The sequence below is a fragment of the Mesorhizobium sp. CAU 1741 genome (assembly GCF_039839275.1).
GTDB lineage: Bacteria > Pseudomonadota > Alphaproteobacteria > Rhizobiales > Rhizobiaceae > Aerobium.
Window position 1 is genome coordinate 387,775 of sequence record NZ_JBDOQP010000005.1, and the last position, 23,963, is coordinate 411,737.

Annotated in this window: 20 protein-coding genes and 1 CRISPR repeat array; of the genes, 15 read left to right on the plus strand and 5 right to left on the minus strand. The window is 64.2% G+C overall.

What is annotated here, in order from left to right:
* Window positions 1-32 precede the first annotated feature (32 nt).
* Window positions 33-650, minus strand: coding sequence for a TetR/AcrR family transcriptional regulator (locus tag AAFN84_RS20780; RefSeq protein WP_347516604.1), 618 nt, complete (start codon window positions 648-650; stop codon window positions 33-35).
* 137 nt (window positions 651-787) lie between these two features.
* Here AAFN84_RS20780 and AAFN84_RS20785 point away from each other — a divergent pair, with 137 nt between their 5' ends.
* The 3 genes from AAFN84_RS20785 to AAFN84_RS20795 all read left to right on the plus strand — a co-directional run bounded on the left by AAFN84_RS20785 (window position 788) and on the right by AAFN84_RS20795 (window position 4,258).
* Window positions 788-1,264 carry a MarR family transcriptional regulator gene (locus tag AAFN84_RS20785; RefSeq protein WP_347516605.1) on the plus strand — a complete coding sequence of 159 codons (477 nt, stop codon included), beginning with the start codon at window positions 788-790 and terminating at the stop codon, window positions 1,262-1,264.
* A complete protein-coding gene (locus AAFN84_RS20790) occupies window positions 1,261-2,472 on the plus strand; it encodes an HlyD family secretion protein (RefSeq protein ID WP_347516606.1) in 1,212 nt (403 codons plus the stop codon). The genes AAFN84_RS20785 and AAFN84_RS20790 overlap by 4 nt, the downstream gene beginning before the upstream one ends.
* Before the next feature lie 247 nt (window positions 2,473-2,719).
* The gene (locus AAFN84_RS20795; protein ID WP_347516607.1) at window positions 2,720-4,258 is read left to right on the plus strand and encodes a DHA2 family efflux MFS transporter permease subunit; all 1,539 of its coding nucleotides are present in this window, start codon (window positions 2,720-2,722) and stop codon (window positions 4,256-4,258) included.
* Window positions 4,259-4,505: 247 nt separating this feature from the next.
* On the opposite strand, the gene AAFN84_RS20800 is transcribed toward AAFN84_RS20795, so the two are convergent.
* Window positions 4,506-4,739, minus strand: a complete 234-nt coding sequence (locus AAFN84_RS20800) for a WGR domain-containing protein (protein ID WP_347516608.1) — start codon at window positions 4,737-4,739, stop codon at window positions 4,506-4,508.
* Window positions 4,740-5,087: 348 nt separating this feature from the next.
* On the opposite strand from AAFN84_RS20800, the gene repA reads away from it, so the two are divergent.
* From repA to cas2, 12 genes are all read left to right on the plus strand, one after another.
* Window positions 5,088-6,302, plus strand: a complete 1,215-nt coding sequence (repA, locus tag AAFN84_RS20805) for a plasmid partitioning protein RepA (RefSeq protein ID WP_347516609.1) — start codon at window positions 5,088-5,090, stop codon at window positions 6,300-6,302.
* Window positions 6,303-6,441: 139 nt separating this feature from the next.
* On the plus strand, window positions 6,442-7,503 hold the full coding sequence (repB, locus tag AAFN84_RS20810) for a plasmid partitioning protein RepB (RefSeq protein ID WP_347516610.1): 1,062 nt from the start codon (window positions 6,442-6,444) through the stop codon (window positions 7,501-7,503).
* Between the two features lie 214 nt (window positions 7,504-7,717).
* Window positions 7,718-9,013: a plasmid replication protein RepC gene (gene repC / locus AAFN84_RS20815; RefSeq protein ID WP_347516611.1), complete on the plus strand. Its 1,296-nt coding sequence runs from the start codon at window positions 7,718-7,720 to the stop codon at window positions 9,011-9,013.
* Between the two features lie 41 nt (window positions 9,014-9,054).
* On the plus strand, window positions 9,055-9,303 hold the full coding sequence (locus AAFN84_RS20820) for a type II toxin-antitoxin system VapB family antitoxin (RefSeq protein ID WP_347516612.1): 249 nt from the start codon (window positions 9,055-9,057) through the stop codon (window positions 9,301-9,303).
* The gene (locus AAFN84_RS20825) at window positions 9,300-9,713 is read left to right on the plus strand and encodes a type II toxin-antitoxin system VapC family toxin (RefSeq protein ID WP_347516613.1); all 414 of its coding nucleotides are present in this window, start codon (window positions 9,300-9,302) and stop codon (window positions 9,711-9,713) included. Before AAFN84_RS20820 ends, AAFN84_RS20825 begins: the two co-directional genes overlap by 4 nt.
* Before the next feature lie 404 nt (window positions 9,714-10,117).
* On the plus strand, window positions 10,118-12,361 hold the full coding sequence (gene cas3, locus AAFN84_RS20830; RefSeq protein WP_347516614.1) for a CRISPR-associated helicase Cas3': 2,244 nt from the start codon (window positions 10,118-10,120) through the stop codon (window positions 12,359-12,361).
* A 77-nt stretch (window positions 12,362-12,438) separates the two neighbouring features.
* Window positions 12,439-13,107, plus strand: a complete 669-nt coding sequence (gene cas5c / locus AAFN84_RS20835; protein WP_347516615.1) for a type I-C CRISPR-associated protein Cas5c — start codon at window positions 12,439-12,441, stop codon at window positions 13,105-13,107.
* Complete coding sequence (gene cas8c, locus AAFN84_RS20840) at window positions 13,104-14,891, plus strand: type I-C CRISPR-associated protein Cas8c/Csd1 (RefSeq protein ID WP_347516616.1); 1,788 nt, start codon at window positions 13,104-13,106, stop codon at window positions 14,889-14,891. Before cas5c ends, cas8c begins: the two co-directional genes overlap by 4 nt.
* Window positions 14,888-15,838: a type I-C CRISPR-associated protein Cas7/Csd2 gene (cas7c, locus tag AAFN84_RS20845; protein WP_347516617.1), complete on the plus strand. Its 951-nt coding sequence runs from the start codon at window positions 14,888-14,890 to the stop codon at window positions 15,836-15,838. Before cas8c ends, cas7c begins: the two co-directional genes overlap by 4 nt.
* Before the next feature lie 4 nt (window positions 15,839-15,842).
* Window positions 15,843-16,514: a CRISPR-associated protein Cas4 gene (gene cas4, locus AAFN84_RS20850; RefSeq protein WP_347516618.1), complete on the plus strand. Its 672-nt coding sequence runs from the start codon at window positions 15,843-15,845 to the stop codon at window positions 16,512-16,514.
* On the plus strand, window positions 16,511-17,545 hold the full coding sequence (gene cas1c / locus AAFN84_RS20855; RefSeq protein WP_347516619.1) for a type I-C CRISPR-associated endonuclease Cas1c: 1,035 nt from the start codon (window positions 16,511-16,513) through the stop codon (window positions 17,543-17,545). The genes cas4 and cas1c overlap by 4 nt, the downstream gene beginning before the upstream one ends.
* 9 nt (window positions 17,546-17,554) lie before the next feature.
* Window positions 17,555-17,845, plus strand: coding sequence for a CRISPR-associated endonuclease Cas2 (gene cas2, locus AAFN84_RS20860; protein ID WP_347516620.1), 291 nt, complete (start codon window positions 17,555-17,557; stop codon window positions 17,843-17,845).
* Window positions 17,846-18,042: 197 nt separating this feature from the next.
* Window positions 18,043-20,320: direct repeats of the CRISPR family, unit length 32 nt; unit sequence GTCGCTCCCTTCGCGGGAGCGTGGATCGAAAC.
* 234 nt (window positions 20,321-20,554) lie between these two features.
* On the opposite strand, the gene AAFN84_RS20865 is transcribed toward cas2, so the two are convergent.
* The 3 genes from AAFN84_RS20865 to AAFN84_RS20875 are packed head-to-tail and all read right to left on the minus strand — an operon-like array spanning window position 20,555 to window position 23,853.
* Window positions 20,555-21,751, minus strand: a complete 1,197-nt coding sequence (locus AAFN84_RS20865) for an acetyl-CoA C-acetyltransferase (RefSeq protein WP_347516621.1) — start codon at window positions 21,749-21,751, stop codon at window positions 20,555-20,557.
* 40 nt (window positions 21,752-21,791) lie between these two features.
* Window positions 21,792-22,829: an ABC transporter ATP-binding protein gene (locus AAFN84_RS20870; RefSeq protein ID WP_347516622.1), complete on the minus strand. Its 1,038-nt coding sequence runs from the start codon at window positions 22,827-22,829 to the stop codon at window positions 21,792-21,794.
* The gene (locus tag AAFN84_RS20875) at window positions 22,822-23,853 is read right to left on the minus strand and encodes an ABC transporter ATP-binding protein (protein WP_347516623.1); all 1,032 of its coding nucleotides are present in this window, start codon (window positions 23,851-23,853) and stop codon (window positions 22,822-22,824) included. Before AAFN84_RS20875 ends, AAFN84_RS20870 begins: the two co-directional genes overlap by 8 nt.
* Window positions 23,854-23,963: the final 110 nt, after the last annotated feature.

Here is a 23,963-nt window from a genome sequence, read left to right on the forward strand (position 1 = left end):
AAAATGGAAGGCGGTGGTGGGCCGGAGTCGGCCTATTTCAGGTCCGGATCTTCGTAGTGCGCGTTGTAGGATGCCAGGATGCGGTCCAGCGCGGCGCGCGTCACCTTGTGGTAGTCGCCGGAGAAGCCGAGCGTGGCGACCATTTTCCAGTGCCCGTACATCAGGCTGACAAACAGGAAGCCGATCTCGCGGCACGCATTCTGGCTCAGGCCGGGATTCGAGATCTGGACTTCATGGGCGATCGTCCACTGCAGCAGGCTGTACTGGTCATGCAGGTTCTTGCGGATCGGCTCCGAGGCGACGGACAGCGAGAACAGCGCGTCGTAGACGGCATCGTCGGCCGGCTTTCCGAGACCCTTGCCCGACAGGAAATCGAAATAGAAGTCGAGGAACATCGGCAGCCGTTCGGTGACGTTGGCGTCAAGGATGCCACGCATCAGAAGTTCTCGGTATTTTGCCGCCAGCGCGTCGCCCAAGGCGACAAGCAGGCTCTCGATCGTCGGAAAGTAGTGCCGGATCAACTGCCGCGACATGCCCGCTTCGCTGGCGATCTGGTCGTAGGAGGGCATCGGCAGGCCGTGTTTCTTGATCGCCGCGAAAGCGGCGTCGATGATTTCCGGCTTGCGGATCTCCGAAATGGGTTTGGGCATGCGTCCTCGCTCGTTCTGCGATTCCTTTCTAGTTGATCGCAGACGTGGATGAGAAGCCGCAAGGATTAAGATTTCGCTTGATAACATAAGCGCGCTTATTATATACGGCGCTCATTATAAGCGACGTAGGCAAAACCATGCCATCCGATGAAACCGAACGCCTGGGCTTTCTCCTGCATGACGCGGCGCGGCTGTTGCGCCGTGCCTTCGAGAAGCGTGCCGACCAGCACGGCCTGTCCGCCGCACATTGGCGGCTTCTGGTGCGCGTCTTCAAGGAGGAAGGCGTGGCGCAGGCGCGGCTCGCCGAGCTGCTCGAGATCGAGCCGATCAGCGTCTCCCGGCTGATCGATCGCATGGAGGAGGCCGGCTGGATCGAACGCCGCGCCGACCCCGGCGACCGGCGGGTGCGCACAATCTACCTCACCGACCGCAGCCGCGCGATCTTCGGCGACATGCGCGGCGTTGCCGACGACGTCTATGAAACGGCGCTGGCCGGCCTCGATGCCGACACGCGCCGCACCACCATCAATGGCCTCAAGGCCATCATCCAGAACCTTTCCGACGACGACCAGAAGGCCGCCGCCAATCCCGTGCAGAAGGCCTCCCGATCATGAGCAGCACTATCCAACCCGTCGCCAACGCCAATGACGACCAGCGCGCGCCAGCCGCGTCGCCGCAGCCCCTCACCCCGCCCGACGCGCGCGCAAGGGAGGCGGCAGCACCGTCGCCCGAACCCCAGGCCTCACCCGCTGTCGACGCGCCACCGAAGCGCAGACGTGGCCGGCGCATGGTGCTGATGCTGCTCGTGCCGCTGCTGCTGGCCGGCGGCGGCGCCTATGTCTGGGCCACGGGCGGCCGCTACCAGGAGACCGACAATGCCAATCTGCGCCAGGCGCGCGTCTCCGTCGTCGCCGACGTGTCGGGCCGCATCGTCGAGAGCAATGTCGCCGACAACGCCGCTGTGAAGGCGGGCGACGTCCTCTTCGTCGTCGATCCCGAACCCTATCGCATCGCGCTGGCGCAGGCCGACGCGGCACTCGCCTCCTCGCGGCTGCAGGTCGAGCAGTTGCGCGCGGCGCTCAGTCAGGCGCAGGCCAAGGCCAAGACGGCCACCAACGACGCAGCCTATTTCGACGAGCAGCTCGCCCGCCAGAAGGATCTGGCCGGCAAGGGTGTCGCCACCCAGGCGTCGCTCGACGCGGCCCAGCGCGACCTCCTGACCGCGCAGGACGCGCAATCGTCGGCAGACCAGGCGGTGACCAGCGCGCTGGCTGCGCTCGGCGGCGATGCCACCATCGACACCGATGCGCACCCGATGGTGCTGGCCGCGCTGGCCGCCCGCGACAAGGCCGCCTACAACCTCGCCCAGACCACCGTGACCGCGCCTGCCGACGGCGTCGTCTATCAGGCCGCCTCGTTCCAGAAAGGCCAGTTCGTCTCCGGCGGCGCGCCGCTGTTCAGCCTCGTCGAAACGGGCGATAGCTGGATCGACGCCAACTTCAAGGAAACCCAACTCGCCCACATGCAGGAGGGGCAGACGGCCGAAGTCTGGCTCGACGCCTTCCCCGACCATGCATTCGAAGCCACCATCGAGGCGATCGGCGCGGGCACCGGCGCGGAGTTCTCGCTGCTGCCGGCGCAGAACGCCACCGGCAACTGGGTCAAGGTCACCCAGCGCATTCCCGTGCGGCTCAGGCTCGAAGGCGACGAGGAGGGCGCGCGGCTGCGCACCGGCATGAGCGCTCTTGTCGAAGTCGATACCGGCCACGCGCGGGGCCTCGGCTCGCTGTTCGGAACCGCGTTCGCGGGCGCTGCCGAGTAGTCTGCCGGGTCGGCCATCCATTCTGCCTCCTAGCCGTGAGCGGATCGACCCCCGCTCCGTCCCGCTGCGCGGGCCACCTCTCGCCCGTTCGATGGGGGAGAGGAAACGCGCTGCCGCAGTCCCTTGCGATTTCCCGCTTGGGTTCCTCTCCGCCGGGCAGGGGGAGAGGTGGTCGGCAAAGCCGATCGGAGTGGGGTGTTCACACTCGTCGAGACATCCCGCCGCATGACAAACCGGAAATGACGCCATGAGCAGCGACACCCCCTCCCCCGTTGAAATTCCGCATCGCGGCCTGATCACCATGTCGATCATGCTGGCGACGATCATGCAGGTGCTCGACACCACGATCGCCAATGTCGCGCTGCCGACGATGACCGGCGATCTCGGCGCCAGCCAGGATACGATCAACTGGGTGCTGACATCCTATATCGTGGCGGCCGCGATCATGACCCCGGTGACCGGGTGGCTGTCGGACCGGGTCGGGCGCCGCGAGCTGTTCCTGACCTCGATCGTCGGGTTCACCAGCGCCTCGATGCTGTGCGGCCTGTCGTGGTCGCTTGAATCAATGGTGTTCTTCCGGGTGCTGCAGGGCCTGTTCGGCGCCGCGATCGTGCCGTTGTCGCAGACCTTCCTGCTCGACATCAACCCCAAGGAGCGGCACGGCCAGGCGATGGCGATGTGGGGCGCCGGCATCATGGTCGGCCCGATCATCGGCCCGACGCTGGGCGGCTGGCTCACCGAGACGCTCGACTGGCGCTGGGTGTTCTTCATCAACCTGCCGGTGGGCATCGTCGCCTTCCTCGGCTCGGCCGCCTACCTGCCGAGGATCGCCCGGCGCCTGCGCGGCTTCGACTTCTTCGGCTTCGCCATGCTGTCGCTGGGCGTCGGCGCGCTGCAGCTCATGCTCGACCGGGGCGCGGAGGTCGACTGGTTCGCAGCCGCCGAAATCTGGTTCGAGCTCGGCCTGGCGATCACCGGATTCTGGATCTTTGCCGTGCACCTTGCCACCGGCCGCGACACCTTCATCGATCCGAAGATCTTCGCCGACCGCAACTTCGTCACCGGGCTGGTGTTCATCTTCGTGGTCGGCGTGATTCTGCTCGCCAGCCTCGCACTGCTGCCGCCGATGCTGGCGCGGCTGTTCAACCATTCGACGACTCTGACCGGGCTGGTGATGGCGCCGCGCGGCGTCGGCACGATGATCTCGATGATCGTGGTGGGACGGCTTGTCCAGCGGCTCGACGCGCGCATGCTCGTCGTCACGGGCCTGTGCCTGACTGCGTGGTCGCTGCACATGATGACCGGCTTTACGCCGCAGATGGACGACCGCCTGATCATCGTGTCGGGTGTCGTCCAGGGGCTCGGCCTCGGGCTGGTGTTCGTGCCGTTGTCGACGGTGGCGTTCGCGACGCTGGCACCGGAGTTCCGCACCGACGCAACCGCCCTGTTCAGCCTGGTGCGCAATATCGGCTCGTCGATCGGCATTTCGGTCGTCACCGTGCTGTTGACGCGCAACATCCAGGTCAACCATGCCGAGCTGTCGGCATTCGTGTCGCCGTTCAGCCAGAACTTGAAGGCGCTGTCGCCTGCGGCGGCGTCCGGCGACCCGGCGGCGCTGGCGCAGATCGACCAGCTCGTCCAGCAACAGGCGACGATGATCGCCTATGTGAACGACTTCAAGCTGATGCTGCTGGTGACGCTCGCCGCTGTGCCGCTGGCCCTGCTCTTGCGCAAGCCGAAGCCGGCGCCGGGCGCCGGTCCGCCGGCCGCCGCGCATATGGATTGATGTTCAGCCACACTTTTGTCTGGCGTTCCGGCATGGATCCCCGGGTTTCCCTCCGCTTCGCTCCGGTCGCCCAGGGATGACGAAGGGAATGTCGCTAGAATTCGTCGACCCAGAAGACTAACGTGAACTTCTGATCCCAGCCGTCATCCTCGGGCGAGCGGAGCGATGCGGAGGGAGGCCCGGGGATCCATCCCGTACCACGGCAGGATCTGGTGTCGATGACGCCCGTCTCATCTACATCCCGCTATCACACCCGATACCCTCGCCGCAGCTTGATGCGGCGGTGATGTTCGAGCGCGCGCATGGCCCCTGCCCTGTCGGCGTGCAGCTCGATGATGCAGCGCCCGTGGGTGCCGAGGCGGCCCCAGCGGCGCACGAGCGCGACATCTCCGAACAAGGATGGCTGCAACGCCAGAGCATAGAAGCGCGCCATATTGCGCGCGGGATCGGTTCGGTAGAGCATGATGCCATCGTGGTCCATGCAGGCGAGTCTCGCCCCGCGATGCGAGGCGGTCCAACGCATAGTATGAATCGGTTCCCCGTGATCGATTCACCCGCGTGATGGGTGGCAGTGCCGCCGAGTTGACAGCTGTCAACTTTGCCCCGGCCGGGTGCAGGATGGTTAATTTCCGTTAACCCTCTTTTGCTTGACAGGAATCGACGTTTCCCACAGCCTTGCTACGGTTTCAGCCGATGCAGCGCGTTTTTTCCGTTAATCGCGGTAGCGGCTGTCAGTTCTGGTTCCATCGCGTAGAATTAACCCAGCGAAGTGAGTCGCAGTCCCCGTCAGGGCGGCTGCTTACATTCGCGCATCATGCAGGCAGGTACCGTGTTGACGACTAACCCCGCATCGCAGAACCAGAAGACCGCGGACCGGCAGATCGCAGCCGATGCGGAGCTGTTGTCGGCGCAGCTTTCGGCATTGCGTGGCCGGCTGTTCCCGCCGAGCGCGCAAAAGACGCTACGCACGTTCACCAGCGGCGAGGCCGCGAAGCTGATCGGTGTCAGCGACGGCTATCTGCGCCAGCTCTCGATCTCCGGCGAAGGCCCCTCGCCCGAAACCGGTTCCGGTGGCCGGCGGCACTACACGCTCGCCGACGTCAACGCGCTGCGTCATCATCTTGCCGGCCAGGGTGGGGCCAAGGCGCGGCAATATCTGAAATGGCGCCAGCCCGACGAGCACCTGCAGGTCATCGCCATCACCAATTTCAAGGGCGGCTCGGGCAAGACGACGACGTCGGCCCACCTGGCGCAATACATGGCGCTGCAGGGCTATCGCACGCTGGCGATCGATCTCGACCCACAGGCCTCGTTGTCGGCGCTGTTCGGCTACCAGCCGGAACTCGATCTGGTCGGCAACGACACGCTTTATGGCGCGATCCGCTATGACGAGCAGCGCGTCACGCTCGAGAGCATCGTGCGACCGACCTATTTCGACGGGCTCGACCTCGTGCCGGGCAATCTGGAACTGCAGGAATTCGAGCATGCGACGCCGCAGCACCTGGCGCGGCGCACCGGGTCTGAAGGATTGTTCTTCGCTCGCGTGCACGAGGCGATCCGCTCCGTCGAGGCGAACTACGATGTGGTGGTGATCGACTGCCCACCGCAGCTCGGCTACCTGACGCTGAGCGCGCTGTGCGCGGCGACCTCGGTGATCGTCACCGTGCATCCGCAGATGCTGGATGTCGCCTCGATGAGCCAGTTCCTGTTCATGACCTCGGACCTTCTGTCGGTGGTGCGCGAGGCGGGCGGGGCGCTGAACTTTGATTTCCTGCGCTACCTGATCACGCGCTACGAACCCAATGACGGGCCGCAGACGCAGATCGCAGGTTTCCTGCGCACCCAGTTCGGCGAGCGTGTGCTGACCGCGCCGATGCTGAAATCGACCGCCGTGTCGGATGCCGGGCTTTCCAAGCAGACGCTCTACGAAGTCGGGCGCGAGAACTTCAACCGGGCCACCTACGACCGGGCCTACGAGGCGCTGACCTCGGTGAACGCCGAGATCGAGGCGCTGATGGCGCATTCCTGGGGGCGAAAGCCATGAGGATGGGCGTCGTGAAACGCAGTGCCCCAGGGGCTGAGTTGACAGCTGTCAACTTTTTCGCGCCGTGTCTGTGTGCCCGCAGGAAACTTTATCCAACCACCTCCGGGATCCCTCATCATGGCGATGAAGGAGGTGCGATATGAACGCACGCAAGGACAGGCTGAAATCTCTGTTTGCCGGCGAGGCGACGGACGACTCGACGGACACGCCGCCGAGCGCCGCGCCGGCCAATCCGGAGGCCGCGCCGAAGCGCGCGACGTCGGCGGCGGTGAAGGCCATGGGCCTGTCGCTCGGGTCGCTGTCTCAGGAGGCGGAGGAGGGGCGCAGACTGCGCGATGCGCTGGCCGCCGGCGAACAGGTCGTCGAGCTGGACCCGGCGCTGATCGAGCGTTCGCCTTTCGCCGACCGGCTCAGCGATGCCGCCGCCAACGATGTCGATTTCGACGCGCTGAAGCGCAGCATCGAGGAGCACGGCCAGCAGGTGCCGATCCTGGTGCGGCCGCATCCCGAGCCGCAGAAGGCCGCGCGCGGCATCTACCAGATTGCCTATGGCCACAGGCGGGCCCATGCCGCACGTGCGCTCGGCCGTCCGATCCGCGCCGTGGTGCGGGCGCTGGACGATACCGAGCTAGTGCTGGCGCAAGGCAAGGAAAACGCCGAGCGCCGCGATCTGAGCTTCATCGAGCGCGCCTTCTTTGCAAGAACATTGATCGACCACGGTTTCGACCGCGCCACCGCGATGGCGGCCCTGTCGGTTCACAAGTCGGAAATGTCGCGCCTGGTCCAGGTCGCCGAGATCATTCCGCCGCATGTGGCACGGGCCATCGGTCCGGCACCCAAGGCCGGGCGGCCGCGCTGGATGGCGTTGGGCGACCTGATCGCCACCGACAAGGCCGGCCTTGCCGCCGAGGAAATCCATTCGGACGCCTTTCGCAATGCCGATAGCGACACGCGTTTCCAGCGCCTGTTCAATCGGCTGCAGGCCTCGGCGCACACCCGCGGACCTGCGCCGGCGCCGAAACCGACGCCGATCACCACGCAATCCGGTGCGACGATCGGCGAGTTGGCGAAAACCGGCAAGGCGGCGCGGCTGACAATACCGGAGAGCGCGGGCAGGGGGTTTGCAGACTATCTCGCTACCAGGCTGCCGGACCTGCACGCGGCCTTCGTCAAGGCGCAAGCCGACACGGAGCCATCATGAGGATTGCCGGCAGGCCCGCCGCCTGACCGGCGCGTACGCGTAGACGAAACCAGAAACGGAGAAGCAGGCAAGAAAAAAAGGCCCCCAGAACGTCACCATCCCGGAAGCCCCTTTTCGATGTAGCAATCCGAAAGAATCACTTCCGAGTCATGCTGTCAAGGCGTGGGTGCGTCCCGGCCACGAATTTCTGTGCCTCATAGACGAGGTGACTCGAATGACGGATCGTTTTGCAACGACGCCTTTTGGCGGCGGCCGGGTTGGTATTGCCGATTTTCGCCGACGCGATGTGGTGGAAAAGCGCCGGGCTGCACTCAAAGAGGGCGGCAACGACACCGGTCGTGCCGACAAATGGCAGCTCATCAGAGCGCTGTCGGAGGCGCGGGCGGCCTATGGGCTGTCGGACCGCACGCTGGCCGTGCTGGAGGCGCTGCTGAGCTTCCACGCAGCGCGCGAGCTCGACGGCTCGGAGCCGATCGTGGTGTTTCCCTCCAATGCGGAACTTTCGCTGCGCAGCCGAGGCATGGCCGACGCGACGCTGCGCCGGCACCTGGCGTGCCTGGTCAAGGAGGGCATGATCCTGCGCCGCGACAGCCCCAACGGCAAGCGCTACTGCCGGCGCAACGCGCATGGCGAGTTGGAGGACGCGTTCGGCTTCGACCTGTCGCCGCTGGCGCTGATGGCCACGCAGATCCATGCGGCGGCCGAAAGCGCACGCGAGGAAGCACGCGCCTGCCGCGCGCTGCGGGCCGAGATCACCATCCATCTGCGCGACACCGGCAAGGTCATCGAGGCCGGGATCGCCGAGAAGCGCGCCGGCGACTGGCAGGGTTTCATGATGGCCCTGGTTCCGCTCGCTGCCCGCCAGCGCCGTGAAGCGGGCCGAGCCCTGCTGCAGCGCCGCCTCGACGACCTCGTTGCGCTGCGTGCACGGGTGGAGACTGCCTATCTCAACGGTCTTACTTCTGAAGAAATGAGCGGCAATGACGATGATACCGAGCGCCACTATCAGAATTCAAAACCAGAACCCCATTTTGAACCTAGCTCCGAAAAAGAGCTGAAGCGATTGCGCGAGCATGTGGACGGAGAGCCAGACGGAAGGGGAGGGGAGCCAGGCACGGCTGACGAAGGCGGCACGCCCGCGCCGGAGGTGAAGGCCCAGCCGGTGCCGCTCGCCTATCTGCGTTCCGTCTGCCCGGCGCTGGAGACCTATGCCCGCGACGGCATTTCGAGCTGGACCGACGTTCTGGCGACCGCGAGGCTGGTGCGTTCGATGCTGGGCGTGTCGCCGGATGCCTGGCAACGCGCCTGCGTGGCGATGGGCGAGATGGCGGCCGCCGTCACCATTGCGGCGATCCTCGAACGGGCGGAAACCATCCGCTCGCCGGGAGGCTATCTGCGGGCGCTGACCGAGCGGGCCGAAAACGGGCAGTTTTCCATCCGACCGATGCTGGCCGCGCTCGAGGGCGATCGGGCCGAGCCCTTGACATCCAGACGGCGGGTGCCATCTTGATGGCTGCGCATCATCGCCACCCGGCAACAGGAGCTTTCGTCATGGCCGAACCCCAGCTTTCCGTACGCAGCGCGCGGGCTCGCGACCTTGCGCACCGCTTGGCGCGCCGCGAAAACCGCTCGATCGCCGATATCGTCGAGAGGGCGCTGGAGGCTTATGAGGTGCGCGAAACGGGCCGCGAGCCGGCGCGCAGCTTCTACGAGCGGCTGCGGGCGCAGTCGGGCACCGACATCGACCTCGAGGCGGTCATCCGCGAGGATCGCCGTCCGCACGCGGGGATCGATCTGTGATCTTCCTCGACACCAACGTCATCTCGGAGACGCTGCGCAAGGAGCCCGCCGAAGCGGTGATCGCCTGGCTGGTGCGCCACGACGCCGAGCTGGCGCTGCCGACGGTGACGATCGCCGAAATCGCCTTCGGCATCCACAAGATCCGGCCGGATGAACGCGCCACGCGGCTGGAACAGGGGCTGCAGGACTGGCGTCGTCGTTTCGCCGACCGCATCTTCGGCCTGACGGAGGACGCTGCACTCGCCTATGGTGAGATCATGGGCGACGCGGTGCGCCAGGGCCGGGCGATGTCGGCCCCCGACGGCATGATCGCCGCCATCGCCCGCGCCAATGGCGGCAGACTGGCGACCCGCAACCGAAAGGATTTCGAAACCACTGGCGTGGAAACTGTCTCGCCATGGGATTTCTGAGCTGCGTCGTGCCTACCGCGCAGCTGGCGTTGCCGAGCAGGGGCGTCTCCCTCGCGCAGCAGACGGCCATGAGCCGGGTTTTCCGGCGTCTGCTCGGCCTGAGAGGCTGTTTATAGGGGTATCCCGTTTAGGATTGATAATGCAACATTATCGTTCGTTATAGGGGCGCGACGGGCGGTGCGGTTTCATTGACGTCATCAGCGTGAACCGCACATGATATTGTTCCTCTGAACGCGCGTTGGTTGACGTCGCCTCTGGAGCCACTCTGCCGAACAGCCCTCGCTGCCTGACGCGCGGAGGCTTCCGCGACGCCGAAGGCGAACCAGATGGTAGGTTTGTTTCCAAGGATACGATCTGGCTAGATGCTACCCGCTTGGTGCTTTTCGGCAAAAAGGGGGGAGCCAATGAGGTGGTATGCGCACAGCGGGAGCGGGGCAGACAAGGGAGACTGGCAGGGACTGAAGGATCACCTGCTCGCGGTTGCCAGGCTAGCGGGCGAAATGGGACGGCCGATCGGAGTGGAGCGAGCGGCCTATATTGCAGGCCTCTTTCACGATCTCGGCAAGTATGATCCCGTGTTCCAGCGCCGTCTGGAAGGGGCCGATATATCTGTCGAGCATTCCAATGCCGGCGCACAAATACTGCGACAGATCACTTCGGGTGACGACAGGGCGATGGCCGAGATCATTGGCTACGCAATCCTTGGTCACCACGTGGGCTTGCCCGATCGCCGCAACGATACCGATGCCGCCTTTGACACGCGCATTGAGCGACCGCTGCAGATCGAGCCCGCATGGCGCGACGAAATCGGCGAAGACGTGTCGAACCTCGTGCCGCCGATGATGCACGATCTGCCGAAGGACAGGGTCAAGCGCGACTTTGCCATCTCTGTTATCGGCAGGATGATTTTTTCATGTCTGGTGGATGCGGATTTCCGCGACACCGAGCGCTATTACAGTTCACTCGGCAAGGCTCAGGCAGATCGCCAGTGGGCACCGCTCGGCGATCTGCTCGAAGATCTTACGGCACGCTTCAATGCGCGGATCGCGACGTTTGGCGAACCAGCGAGCGAACTCGACAGGATGCGGGCGCAGATTCTCGGCCATGTGCGGAAGGGCGCCCGGCTGGCACCCGGCCTGTTCACGCTGACGGTGCCGACAGGTGGCGGCAAGACGCTCGCCTCACTCGGCTTCGCGCTCGACCACGCCCGCCACCACGGCCATTCGCGCATCATCTATGCGATCCCGTTCACCAGCATCATCGACCAGACGGCCAAGATCTTTCGCGACGTGCTGGGCATGGAGCATGTGCTCGAACATCATTCCTCTATCGATGAGGATGCTCGGCCAGGGTACGAACGCGAGCAGCGCGACAAGCTGAAGCTTGCGATGGAAGACTGGTCAGCGCCGGTCGTCGTCACCACCAATGTCCAGCTTTTCGAGAGCCTTTTTGCGGCGCGGCCCTCGCGCACGCGAAAGCTGCACAACATCGCCAATTCCATCATCATCCTCGATGAAGCCCAGACCTTGCCGCGGCACTATCTGGCGCCTGTGATGCAGATGCTCGATGAACTGGCGCGCGGCTATGGCTGCACCATCGCCCTGTGCACGGCTACGCAGCCGGCTCTCTCCCGCCGGCCGGGGTTCGACGCGGGGCTTGCACTGGAGGGGCGCGAACTCGCACCCGAGCCGGAGGAGCTCGCCACCAAACTGGCGCGCACACGCATCCGCCATGGCGGCGAGATGGATAACGCAGCGCTGGTCGAGGCGCTGGCGCCCCATGAACAGGCGCTCGTCATCGTCAACAGCCGCCGTCACGCGCTCGATCTGTTCAATCAGGCAACGGCAGCGGGGCTGGAGGGTGTCGTCCACCTGACGACGCGCCAGTACGCCGCGCACCGCCGCCGCATCATTGCCGATGTCCGCAAGCGCCTTGCCGAGGGAAAGCCTTGCCGGTTGGTTGCCACCAGCCTGATCGAGGCGGGTGTCGATGTCGATTTCCCCGTCGGCTTTCGCGCCGAGGCAGGACTGGACCAGATCATCCAGGCGGCCGGTCGCGTCAACCGCGAGGGACGACGCGCGCGCGACGACAGCATGATGACGGTGTTCACGGCACCCGACTACAAGCCGCCGATGGAAATCCGCGGCCTGGTCGGCGACATGAAACGGATGATCGATCGCCATGACGACCTGACCTCTCTCGCAGCGATCGAGGACTATTTCGGTGAGGTCTACTGGCGCGTCGGCGCGAAGGGGCTGGACGAGAAAGACATCGTCAGCCGTTTCGTCTGCACCGCGCGGGGCACCGATTTTGCCTATCGCAGCGTGGCGCAGGATTTCCGAATGATCGAAAGCGGAATGGCGCCGATTATTGTTGCGATCGAGAAAGAAGCGCGAGATGTTGTAGATAAACTTTTTGTGGCGGAGATTTCGTCTGGAAGATTTTCCCGAGACCTGCAAACTTATGTAGTACAAGTTCCGCCAAAGGATCGAGATGTGCTGATCCGGAACGGTCAGGTGAAATTTGTTGCGCCGCAGGTCAGGGGCGACCAGTTCGCTGTGCTGGAGGGTGAGAGCTTATACCGGGGGGATAGTGGCCTGATCTGGGAGGATGCCGACTATCTGTCGGTGGAGGTGTCTGTCTGGTGAGTGCGTGCAGTGGCAGCGACCAATGTTGCCACTGAAACGGCAAACTGACTTGACGGCGACCGTTTGGGGGCGGGGCTTTGGGCTACGGAATCCGTTTGAAGGTCTCGGGCGACTACGCGTTGTTTACGAGGCCGGAAATGAAGGTGGAGCGCGTTTCCTATGACGTGATGACGCCATCGGCCGCGCGCGGCATACTTGAAGCGATTCACTGGAAGCCGGCGATACGCTGGGTCGTCGATGCGATCCATGTGTTGGAGCCGATCCGCTTCCAGTCCATTCGCAGGAACGAGGTCGGCCACAAGGCGCCGGCCGGCAAGATCAAGTCGGCGATGAAGCGCGGCGACCTTGAAGGGCTGAGCCTGCTCGTCGACGAGGACAGGCAGCAGCGCGCCGCCACGGTGCTCGTCGCGCCGGCCTATGTGATCGAAGCGCATTTCGAGATGACCGCGCGCGCCGGACCCGATGACAATGAGGGCAAGCATCTCGATACGTTCAACCGGCGTGCGGCAAAGGGGCAGTGCTTTCACCAGCCGTGCCTGGGCACGCGCGAGTTCGCCGCGCGGTTCGAACTGCTGGACGCTGATGCGGCCTTGCCCCATGCAATCGACGAAAGCCGCGATCTCGGCTTCATGCTGTTCGACATCGACCATCGGGCCGAAGGCCGCCCGTCGATGTTCTTCCGCGCGGCGATGGCCAACGGCGTGGTGCGCGTTCCCCATCCATCGTCGGCCGAGGTGCGCCGATGACCATCCTTGCTTCGCTCGCCAAGGCCTATGAGCGCCTGCCCGATGCGCCGCCCTTCGGGTACGCGCGTGTTGAGGTTGGCTTCTGCATCGTTCTGCAAAGCAATGGCAACGTCGCTTTCGATCCGGTGGATCTTCGACTACTTAGTGGTCGAAAAATGCGTGGGCCGAAGCTGGCTGTTCCCGCGCCGCTGACGCAGAGAACGTCCGGCATCAAGCCAAATTTCCTTTGGGACAAATCTGCATATTCTCTTGGTGTTACTTCTAAGCCATCAGATCGCACCGAACTTGAGCATGCTAAATTTGTTTCATATCACCAGCAGGTCCTGGAGCATCAGTCTGACGAAGGGTTCTTGGCCCTTTTGGCGTTCTTGGAGCGCTGGAATGCCGACGATTTCGGCTCTCTGAATTGGGCGGATGAATTAGTCGATTGTAATATCGTTTTCGCTTTGGAAAGTGAGTACAAGCGGTGTTTCCTCCACCAGAGACCCGCAGCCATTGCGCTCTGGTCGGATCTTATGGTCATGCAGCCGGCGCTGGATGCTACGTGCCTTGTCCTCGGAGCCAGAGGTCGGATTGCAGATTCACATCCTCCGATCAAGGGTGTCGACAACGCACAATCTTCCGGCGCTTTCATTGTTTCTTTTAATGACGATGCTTATCAGTCGTATGGGCATAGCAGCGGCGACAATGCGCCCGTCTCCGAGGCCGCGGCCTTTGCCTACACCACCGTTCTCAACCGCTTTCTGGAGCGCGACAGCGGTCACCGGCTGCAGATCGGCGACGCGTCGACCGTGTTCTGGGCGGATGCGTCGGACATGAAAGCTGCGGCCGATGCGGAAGCCATCTTCGCGTTTTGCATGGATAGCGGCCCGCAACCCAGCAGCGAAGATATCGAGATCGAGGACAAGGTCGCGGCGCGAAGCATCGGCGACAGGCTGGAGCGCATCCGGCAAGGCCGGCCGCTGGTCGAGATCGCGCCGAAGCTGGCCAGCGGGGTGCGCTTCTACGTGCTGGGGCTCGCGCCCAACGCGGCACGGCTTTCAGTGCGCTTCTACTACGCCGACGATTTTGGCGTGCTGGTGACCAACTACCAGCGCTTCATCGCCGACATGCGCATCGAACCGCCGCCGCGCGACGGCTATCCGCCGCTGTGGCGCTACCTTCAGGAAACCGCCGTGCTCGGCAAGCGCGAGAACGTACAGCCCAATCTGGCCGGCGAGTGGATGCGCTCGATCCTCACCGGCACGAACTATCCGATGACGCTGATGTCCTCGGTTCTCACGCGTATCCGTGCCGATGGACGCATAGACGCGCTGCGCGCAGGCATTCTGAAAGCTCTGTTGATCCGCAACTTTAGGGAGAAGGCACCCGTGGGATTCGATCCAACGATCACGAACAGAGGATATCTGCTGGGCAGGCTCTTCGCGCTCTATGAGGAAATCCAGCGCGCAGCGCTGGGCGGCAAGGTCAACGCCACCATCAAGGACAAGTTCTACGGCTCTGCTTCAGCCACGCCGCGCAAGGTGTTTGCGGTACTGGACGGCGGTTCGTCCAAACACCTTGCCAAGATACGAAAGACCAGCCCGGGCTGGTGGTTCCGGCTCGATGAACAGGTGCGCGGAATCATGGACCTGATGGTGCCTTCGGACGCACCTGACAAGGACCCGTTTCCCGTCGCGTTGTCCGCCAAGGAGCAGGCCTGGTTTGGCCTCGGCTATCACCACCAGCGCAGCGAATTCTTCAAGAAAGCCACAAACTCGTTGCCCGAGGGAGAGAACGAATGACCCCGATTTCCAACCGCTATGATTTCGCCCTGCTGTTCGAGGTCGTCAACGGGAACCCAAACGGCGACCCGGACGCAGGCAACCTGCCGCGCCTCGATCCGGAAACCAACCGAGGGCTGGTCACCGATGTCAGCCTCAAGCGCAAGATCCGGAATTATGTGGATCTCGCGCGGGGCGGGCAGGACGGTTTCCACATCTATGTGCAGGAAGGCGCCATCCTAAACGAGAAGCATCGCGAGGCCTACAAAGCGCTGCGGCCTGATGACCCGAAGGCGGCGAAGGACGCTAAGCTCAACCCGAAGGATGACGAGGAAGCGAAAAAGCTCACGGGTTTCATGTGCAGGAACTTCTTCGACGTGCGCACTTTCGGTGCCGTCATGTCGACCGGCATCAATGCCGGGCAAGTGAAGGGGCCGGTTCAGATGAGCTTCGCACGATCCGTGGAAGCGATAATGCCACTGGAAATCTCCATCACCCGCATGGCGGCGACCAACGAGGCGGAAAAGAAGCAAAAGGCCGAAGGCGACGATTCGAGCGATCGTGTCGACAACCGCACCATGGGCCGCAAGCACATCGTGCCCTACGGGCTTTACGTCGCGCACGGTTTCATCTCCGCCAAGTTCGCCGAGAAGACGGGGTTCTCACAGGACGATCTCGAGCTGCTGTTCGAGGCGCTGGGTACAATGTTCGAGCACGACCGCTCGGCGGCGCGCGGCGAGATGGCGACACGCAAGCTCATCGTTTTCAGGCATGAGAACGCGCTGGGCAACGCCCCGGCCCATACGTTGTTCGAGCGCATCCGAATCGGCCGCAATGTCGACGGTGCGTTACGCGAGATCGATGCGCGCCTCGATAACCTGCCGCCTGCCCGCGCCTTTTCCGACTATGTCGTCGAGATCGATCGCGAGAACCTGCCGGAAGGTGTCGAGATCATCGAGAAGCTGTAGGACCATGAACGGCGGGGAGGGTACTTCCGAGGCGGAAGGGGCGGATCCCGTTCCTCTCTCTGCGCTCCAGCACGCCGTCTACTGTCTGCGCCAGGCAGCGCTCATCCATGTCGAGCGGATGTGGGCCGACAACCGGTTCACCGCCGAGGGGCACGTCATGCATGCCGTTGCCGACAAGGGCGGCGGCCGCAGAGTGCGCGGCACGCGCCGGGTCATGGCGCTGCCGCTTGCCTCGCGAACGCTCAATCTGACCGGCGTCTCCGACGTGGTCGAGTTCATTCCGGACGGGGAGGGTGAGACCGCCTTCCCGGTGGAGTTCAAGCGTGGCAAGCCGAAGCTGCACCGCGCCGACGAGGTTCAGCTCTGCGCGCAGGCGCTGTGCCTGGAGGAGATGACCGGTCGGCCGGTACCCGAGGGCGCATTGTTCTACGGCGAAACGCGTCGCCGCGTCGTTGTCCCGTTCGACGACGAACTGCGCCGCCTCACGCGCGACACGATTGCCGCGCTCCGCGAGGTGCTGGTGTCTGGCAGGACGCCGCCGCCCACGACGCAGCGGCAACGTTGCCGCGCCTGCTCGCTTCTCTCGCTTTGCCGTCCTGACACGTTTGCCAGGCCGGTGCGGGCGTGGCGACGGCGGATGGTGGAGGCAAGCCTGGCCGAACAGGTGCCATCATGAAGAAGCTTCTCAACACCGTCTACGTCACAACAGAGGGCGCCGCACTGCGCAAGGACGGGGATAATCTCGTCGCCGACGTGGACGGGGCGCAGCGCAGCCGCGTGCCGCTGCACATGCTGGCGGGCGTGGTGGCGTTTGGCGCGATACACATATCGCCGGCGCTCATTGCCGCCCTTGCGGGCGCAGGCATCACGCTGACGCTGCTTGACCGCAATGGGCGGTTTCAGGCGCGGATCGACGGGCCGACCAGCGGCAACGTCCTGTTGCGCCGCGCGCAATACCGCGCTTGCGACACGCCGGAGGAGATCGTGCGCTCCATGCTGATCGGCAAGATCGCGAACCAGCGGGCCGTGCTGATGCGCGCCTTGCGCGACCACGGCGACGACGATCCGCCGACCGCACGCGATGCGCTTCGACGGGCGGCTGAACGGCTCGCGCAGATTCTGCGGCGAGTCGAGCTTGCCGACGAAACGCTGGAGCGACTGCGCGGCTCGGAAGGCGAGGCCGCCAACCTGTATTTCTCGGTCTTCGACCATCTGATCCGCGCGCCCGATGTCGAGCTGCGCTGGCGCGGGCGCTCGCGCCGCCCGCCCCTCGACCCGGTCAACGCGCTTCTGTCGTTTCTCTATACCTTGCTCACGCATGAATGCCGCTCGGCGCTGGAGACCGTCGGGCTCGACCCCGCCGCCGGCTTCCTTCATCGGGATCGGCCAGGCCGGCCGAGCCTCGCGCTCGATCTCATGGAGGAATTGCGTCCCATTCTTGCCGATCGCCTCGCACTGTCGCTCATCAACCGACGCCAGCTGAGAGCGCGGGATTTCGAGACGAAGGAGGGTGGCGCGGTTCTGATGAGCGAGGAGGCGCGTCGCACCGTGCTGACTGCCTGGCAGGAAAGAAAGCGCGAGGAGCGGACCCATGCCTTTCTGGGGGAGAAAGCGCCGCTCGGGCTGGTGCCGCATCTGCAGGCGCAGATGTTGTCGCGTCATCTGCGCGGCGACATGGACGCCTATCCACCATGGTTCTGGAAGTGAGGATTGGCAATGCTGGTGCTTGTCACCTATGACGTCGCCACGACGGAAGGGAATGGAGCAAAGCGGCTTCGTGGCGTCGCAAAGGCATGCCGGGACTTCGGACAGAGGGTGCAGTTCTCGGTGTTCGAGATCGAAGTCGACCCGGCCCAATGGACGCGGCTCAAATCCCGGCTGGAGGGCATCATCGATCCCGCGACGGACAGCCTGCGCTACTACTATCTCGGGGCCAACTGGCAGCGCCGGGTAGAGCATGTCGGCGCGAAGCCTGCCGCCGACCTCAACGGTCCGCTGATCGTCTGAACCCCGTTCTTGGAAAAGCCTGCGCGAACGTGAAGCGTGCCGCAAAAGCCCGGCAGGTTCGCACTGGGCCAGCTCTTTGAAATCGTTAGAGCTTTTTTCAGTGATTGGCCTGGAATATGGAAAGTCCGGCCGGTCGGTTGGTCGTTCGCGCGCACAGCGCGGTTGTGCTCATGTTTTCAGTACGATAGGGCAGCAGGGTCGCTCCCTTCGCGGGAGCGTGGATCGAAACGACGAGGCGCATTTGTTGTTTTCGGACGCGCCCAAGTCGCTCCCTTCGCGGGAGCGTGGATCGAAACGCTCATGGGGGCGAACAGCCGCTTTGGCTCAAGGTCGCTCCCTTCGCGGGAGCGTGGATCGAAACTCTTGCCTCACGCGGAAGGCCAGCGTGTGCCGGCGTCGCTCCCTTCGCGGGAGCGTGGATCGAAACTCGTACCCAACTTCGACATTCTGGACGCCGGGAGCGTCGCTCCCTTCGCGGGAGCGTGGATCGAAACGCGGCCGCACCTCGTAGGGATGGAAATTCTCAGGTCGCTCCCTTCGCGGGAGCGTGGATCGAAACCCAGACATCAACGACCTGACCAGACAGGCGGTTGGGTCGCTCCCTTCGCGGGAGCGTGGATCGAAACTTTACATCGCCCAAAACGGTCATGTAAGGTCTCTGTCGCTCCCTTCGCGGGAGCGTGGATCGAAACCACCCTTGCCTGATTGAGCGCGTCCGCGAGCATCTGGTCGCTCCCTTCGCGGGAGCGTGGATCGAAACCAGATGATCCCTTAGCAGAACCTCACGGACGACGTCGCTCCCTTCGCGGGAGCGTGGATCGAAACTCTGCATTCGAGGCTCTGCCGGCGCCCGGCGCAAAGTCGCTCCCTTCGCGGGAGCGTGGATCGAAACATCTCAAATCCCGCGACCTTGCCGACGAAGCCGCGTCGCTCCCTTCGCGGGAGCGTGGATCGAAACGCGCACTCATTGGCCGCCCGCCATGGCCATCAGGGTCGCTCCCTTCGCGGGAGCGTGGATCGAAACGTCGCGAGCGCGCCCGTCGCGATCGGCAGGTTGCGTCGCTCCCTTCGCGGGAGCGTGGATCGAAACCGAGCGCTTCGTCTCGTCCATGCGGTGGATGCGTCGCTCCCTTCGCGGGAGCGTGGATCGAAACAGCGCGGGCTCTCGCCTTCGTGAGGCGTGCGAGTCGCTCCCTTCGCGGGAGCGTGGATCGAAACACACGCTGCTCGACTGGATCCGCGTCAAGGGTCGTCGCTCCCTTCGCGGGAGCGTGGATCGAAACAAGGGCAAATCCACCGAACGAACCAAGCAGCGGGCGTCGCTCCCTTCGCGGGAGCGTGGATCGAAACGTCGGCGTTCCTTTTCGCAGCGGAAAGATAGGGGCGTCGCTCCCTTCGCGGGAGCGTGGATCGAAACCGTTGGCAGCGGTGCGCGCCCCCATCCAGGGCATCGTCGCTCCCTTCGCGGGAGCGTGGATCGAAACTGACCGAACTGCCGCAATAACCTCTCAGACAGGGTCGCTCCCTTCGCGGGAGCGTGGATCGAAACACCATCTGAGAGGGCGGCAAGCACGGCGCGGGCGTCGCTCCCTTCGCGGGAGCGTGGATCGAAACCCCCGCTCCATATGAGAGTTGGTGAAGGATTCGGTCGCTCCCTTCGCGGGAGCGTGGATCGAAACTGCAGCATGTTGAGCGTGCGCATGCGCGCCACGTGTCGCTCCCTTCGCGGGAGCGTGGATCGAAACGCGGCTATGGTGGCGTCTCGCTCGGATAGGGCGGTGGTCGCTCCCTTCGCGGGAGCGTGGATCGAAACGGCCGCAATGCGTGCGGAGACTATGCCGGCGACGTCGCTCCCTTCGCGGGAGCGTGGATCGAAACCCGCAACGCCTGCCTGGCAGAACCTGCGGTTCACGTCGCTCCCTTCGCGGGAGCGTGGATCGAAACGTCTTCCAGGTCGTGCCAGATGATCCGGTGCGCCGGTCGCTCCCTTCGCGGGAGCGTGGATCGAAACGGCCGCTATGGCTTTGTGCTGCGCGACGTCCGCCGTCGCTCCCTTCGCGGGAGCGTGGATCGAAACAGCCACACTTGCCCTTCCTGCGCGAACCCGCTGCCCGTCGCTCCCTTCGCGGGAGCGTGGATCGAAACATCTTCTGCACCGCCTCTTCCATCGCGGTGAATGTCGCTCCCTTCGCGGGAGCGTGGATCGAAACCGGCTCATCACGCCATTCTGTGCAAACGAGCTGTGTCGCTCCCTTCGCGGGAGCGTGGATCGAAACTGAGCGATGCCGAGCTACAGGCAAGGGATAATGCCGTCGCTCCCTTCGCGGGAGCGTGGATCGAAACTCCCCGCATGATGCGCATTGCTTGATGCGACGGAGTCGCTCCCTTCGTGGGAGCGTGGATCGAAACCGTTGCCTCTCACGAAGCGGCGAATGTGGAAGACGTCGCTCCCTTCGCGGGAGCGTGGATCGAAACGACCACATCATTGTTGGGCGACAGGGCTACTGCCTCCGGGTCGCGATTGAGCAGGACGGCGGTGCCCACTGCGGGGCTGTCTGCGCCGTGCTCGAACATGCTGACGCGCCGGTGCGGCGTCAGCCCGCCAATCGCCGCCAGCGGCAGGGGGCCCATGCGGCGTTTCCAGTCGCCGATCCATGCGCGGAACGCCACGATGCATTGCGACAATATTGCGGCGCCTTGTCGCCGGTTTCAGGCTCTTTCGAAGAGAGCGGCCATGCCCTGGCCTCCGCCGACGCACATGGTCTCGAGGCCGTAGCGGACAGAGCTGCGCTGCATTTCGTGGAGCAGCGTCACGGCAATGCGCACGCCCGTCGCACCGATCGGATGGCCGAGCGAGATGCCCGATCCGTTGACGTTGACCCGCGGATCGCCGACCGCGTCCCAGCTCTGCAGCACCGACAGCGCCTGCGCGGCGAAAGCCTCGTTCAGTTCGATCAGACCGATATCGTCGAGTGTCATGCCGAGACGCTTCAACAGGCGCTCGGTCGCCGGTACGGGGCCTATGCCCATATGGGAGGGCGCGCAACCGACCGCCGTCCATCCGGCCAGAAAGCCCATCGGGCGAAGGTTCAGCGTCTCCAGCATGTCTTCGGCCACGACGAGGCAGACCGCGGCGGCGTCGTTCTGCTGACTGGAATTGCCAGCCGTCACCTTTCCGCCGGGGATTATCGGCTTCAGTCGCGAAAGCGCTTCGGCCGTGGTGCCCGGCTTTATCCCCTCGTCACGCGCGAAGACGATAGGGTCGCGCCTGCGCTGGGGAACCGGTATGGCGACGACCTCGTCATCGAAGCGGCCGCTGTCCCAGGCGTCTGCTGCCTTGCGATGACTCTCTGCCGCGTATGCGTCGGCATCTTCGCGCGAGATGTCATAGTCCCTGGCGAGGTTCTCGGCGGTTTCGATCATCCCGGAAATCTGACCGAAGCGCTCCACCGGCTGCGAACGCTCGCGGCCACGTTCGAGACGATCGTGCAGGACGCTGCCGCCGGCCCGTTTGCCCCACCTCATGTCCGTCGAATAATATTCGATCGCGCTCATGCATTCGATGCCGCCGGCAAGCACGACGTCGCAGGCGCCGGTCTCGACCATCGCCGCCGCAGTGGTCAGCGCCTGCAGGCCGCTTGCACATCGCCGGTCGAGCTGCATTCCGGGGATCGTCTCCGGCAGCCCCGACGCGAGCGCAATCCATCGCCCGATGCAGGGATATTCACCATTCGCATAGGACTGGCCGAACACGGAATCCTCGATCCTCGCCGGGTCGATGTCGGTGCGCTTGAGAAGCTCCCTCACGAGGACGGAGCCCAGTTCGGCCGCGCCGATGTCACGCAGCGTGCCGCCGAACGTCCCGATGGGCGACCGTAATGGACTGACGATTGCTGCGCGTCTCATGGGATACTCCAATGCCATGTCGGGGAACGGGATCCGGTCACTATGCGACCGCTTGCTCGACCTCGCCCGCGGGCCGCCCGTCCGCGATCTGTCCGGTGAACACCTGGCAAGCGACCCAGTGCCCGGGTGATATTTCCGTCAGTTTCTGCTCGTTGATGGAACAGGACGGAACCCGCATCGGGCAGCGCGTGTGAAAGCGGCAGCCCGAAGGCGGATTGATCGGAGAGGGCACGTCGCCCCTGAGAACCATGCGCCCACGGTTCTTCTTCTTTGGATCGGGGATGGGCACCGCCGACAGAAGCGCGCGCGAATAGGGGTGGGCGGGGGTTGAGTAGAGTTTGCGCGACGGCGCGATCTCGACGATCTTGCCGAGATACATCACGGCAATGCGTGACGAGATATGCTCGACGACCGACAGGTCGTGCGCGATGAAAAGGTAGGTGAGGCCGAAGTCGCGCTGCAGGTCCTGCAGGAGGTTGACGACCTGGGCCTGAACCGACACGTCGAGCGCGGAGACCGGTTCGTCGCAGACGACGAGCTTCGGGCTGAGCGCCAGGGCGCGGGCGATGCCTATGCGCTGGCGCTGGCCACCCGAGAATTCGTGCGGATACCGGCGCATGTGATCGGCGGACATGCCGACGCGCTCGAGAAGCTGGGCGCCGCGTTCGTCGCACTCCTTGCGGGTGCGCGCGATGCCGTTGACGATCATCGCCTCTGCCAGGGTGGAGCCGATGCTCATGCGCGGATCGAGCGACGAGTAGGGATCCTGGAAGATCATCTGCATCTGCTTGCGCATGCCGCGCATCTCGGTTCGCGACAGAGCCGCGATGTCACGGCCTTCGAAGCGTATCGAGCCGGAGGTTGGTTCGACCAGCCTGAGCACTGAGCGGCCCGTGGTCGATTTCCCGCAGCCGGACTCTCCGACGAGCCCCAGCGTTTCCCCTGCCGCGAGATCGAAGCTGACGTCGTCGACAGCGTGAACCTTGCCATTCGACCTGCCGAAGAACCCCGACGAAAGAGGGAAATACGTCCTGAGGTTTTCCACCCTCAGAAGCGGCGTGGCTGTCGTATCAGTCATACAGGAAACAACTCACCTTGTGGTCGGGCGTGATCTCGCGGGGGGAAGGCGTCCGCGTGAAATGGTCGGGCTTTGCGAACTTGCACCGCGGCGCAAAACGGCATCCTGCCGGGGTGTCGCTCCGCAGGATGGGGACCGATCCGGGAATCTGTTCCAGCCGGTGCTTTGTCTCGTTGTCCAGATCGATACGGGGAATCGATCGCAACAAACCCTGCGTATAGGGATGCATCGGATTCTCGAACAGGTCGTCGACCGAGGCCTCCTCGGCGACGCGCGCGCCATACATCACCGCCACGCGCTCCGCCGTCTCCGCGACCACGCCCATGTCGTGCGTGATGAGCATCACCGCCATCGACAGCTTTTCCTTCAACTCCAGCAAAAGCTCGAGGATCTGGGCCTGGATGGTGACGTCGAGCGCCGTCGTCGGCTCGTCGGCGATAAGCAGCTTCGGATCGCACGCCAGTGCGATTGCGATCATGACCCGCTGCCGCATCCCGCCCGATAGCTGATGCGGATACTCCTTGATGCGGGAGGCGGGCGAGGGGATGTGCACCAGACCCAGCAGCTCGGTCGCCTTGTCCATGGCATCGCGCCTGCTCAATCCATCATGCTGCCGGATCGACTCGGCGATCTGCTCGCCGATCGTGAAGACCGGGTTGAGCGAGGTCATGGGCTCCTGGAAGATCATCGCGATCTCCTTGCCGCGGATCTTCCTCATCTCCTGCTGGGAGAGCGTGCTGAGATCGCGGCCGCGGAACTTGATGCTGCCCGAAACGATGCGACCGGCAGGTTCGCGGATCAGCCGCATGACGCTCAGGGCGGTGACGCTCTTGCCGCTGCCGGACTCGCCGACCACGCACAGCGTCTCGCCCGGATAGACAGTCAGGCTCACGCCGTCGACGGCCCTGACCCTCGCTGGCCCGGAGCCGAACTCGACCGTCAATCCCGAAATCTCGAGCAACGGTTCCTTGTCCGGCACGGCCAGCCCTGGGCCGCTCTGCTGATCTGCGTCCGAAACTAGCAATCGCTCACCCCGAATGAACCGTTGACACTCTTGAACCCAAGTTATAAGAATTTGAACACAGTGTCAAAACAAATGAAATTGGTTTCAAACGTGCCGAAAGCGCAGCTATC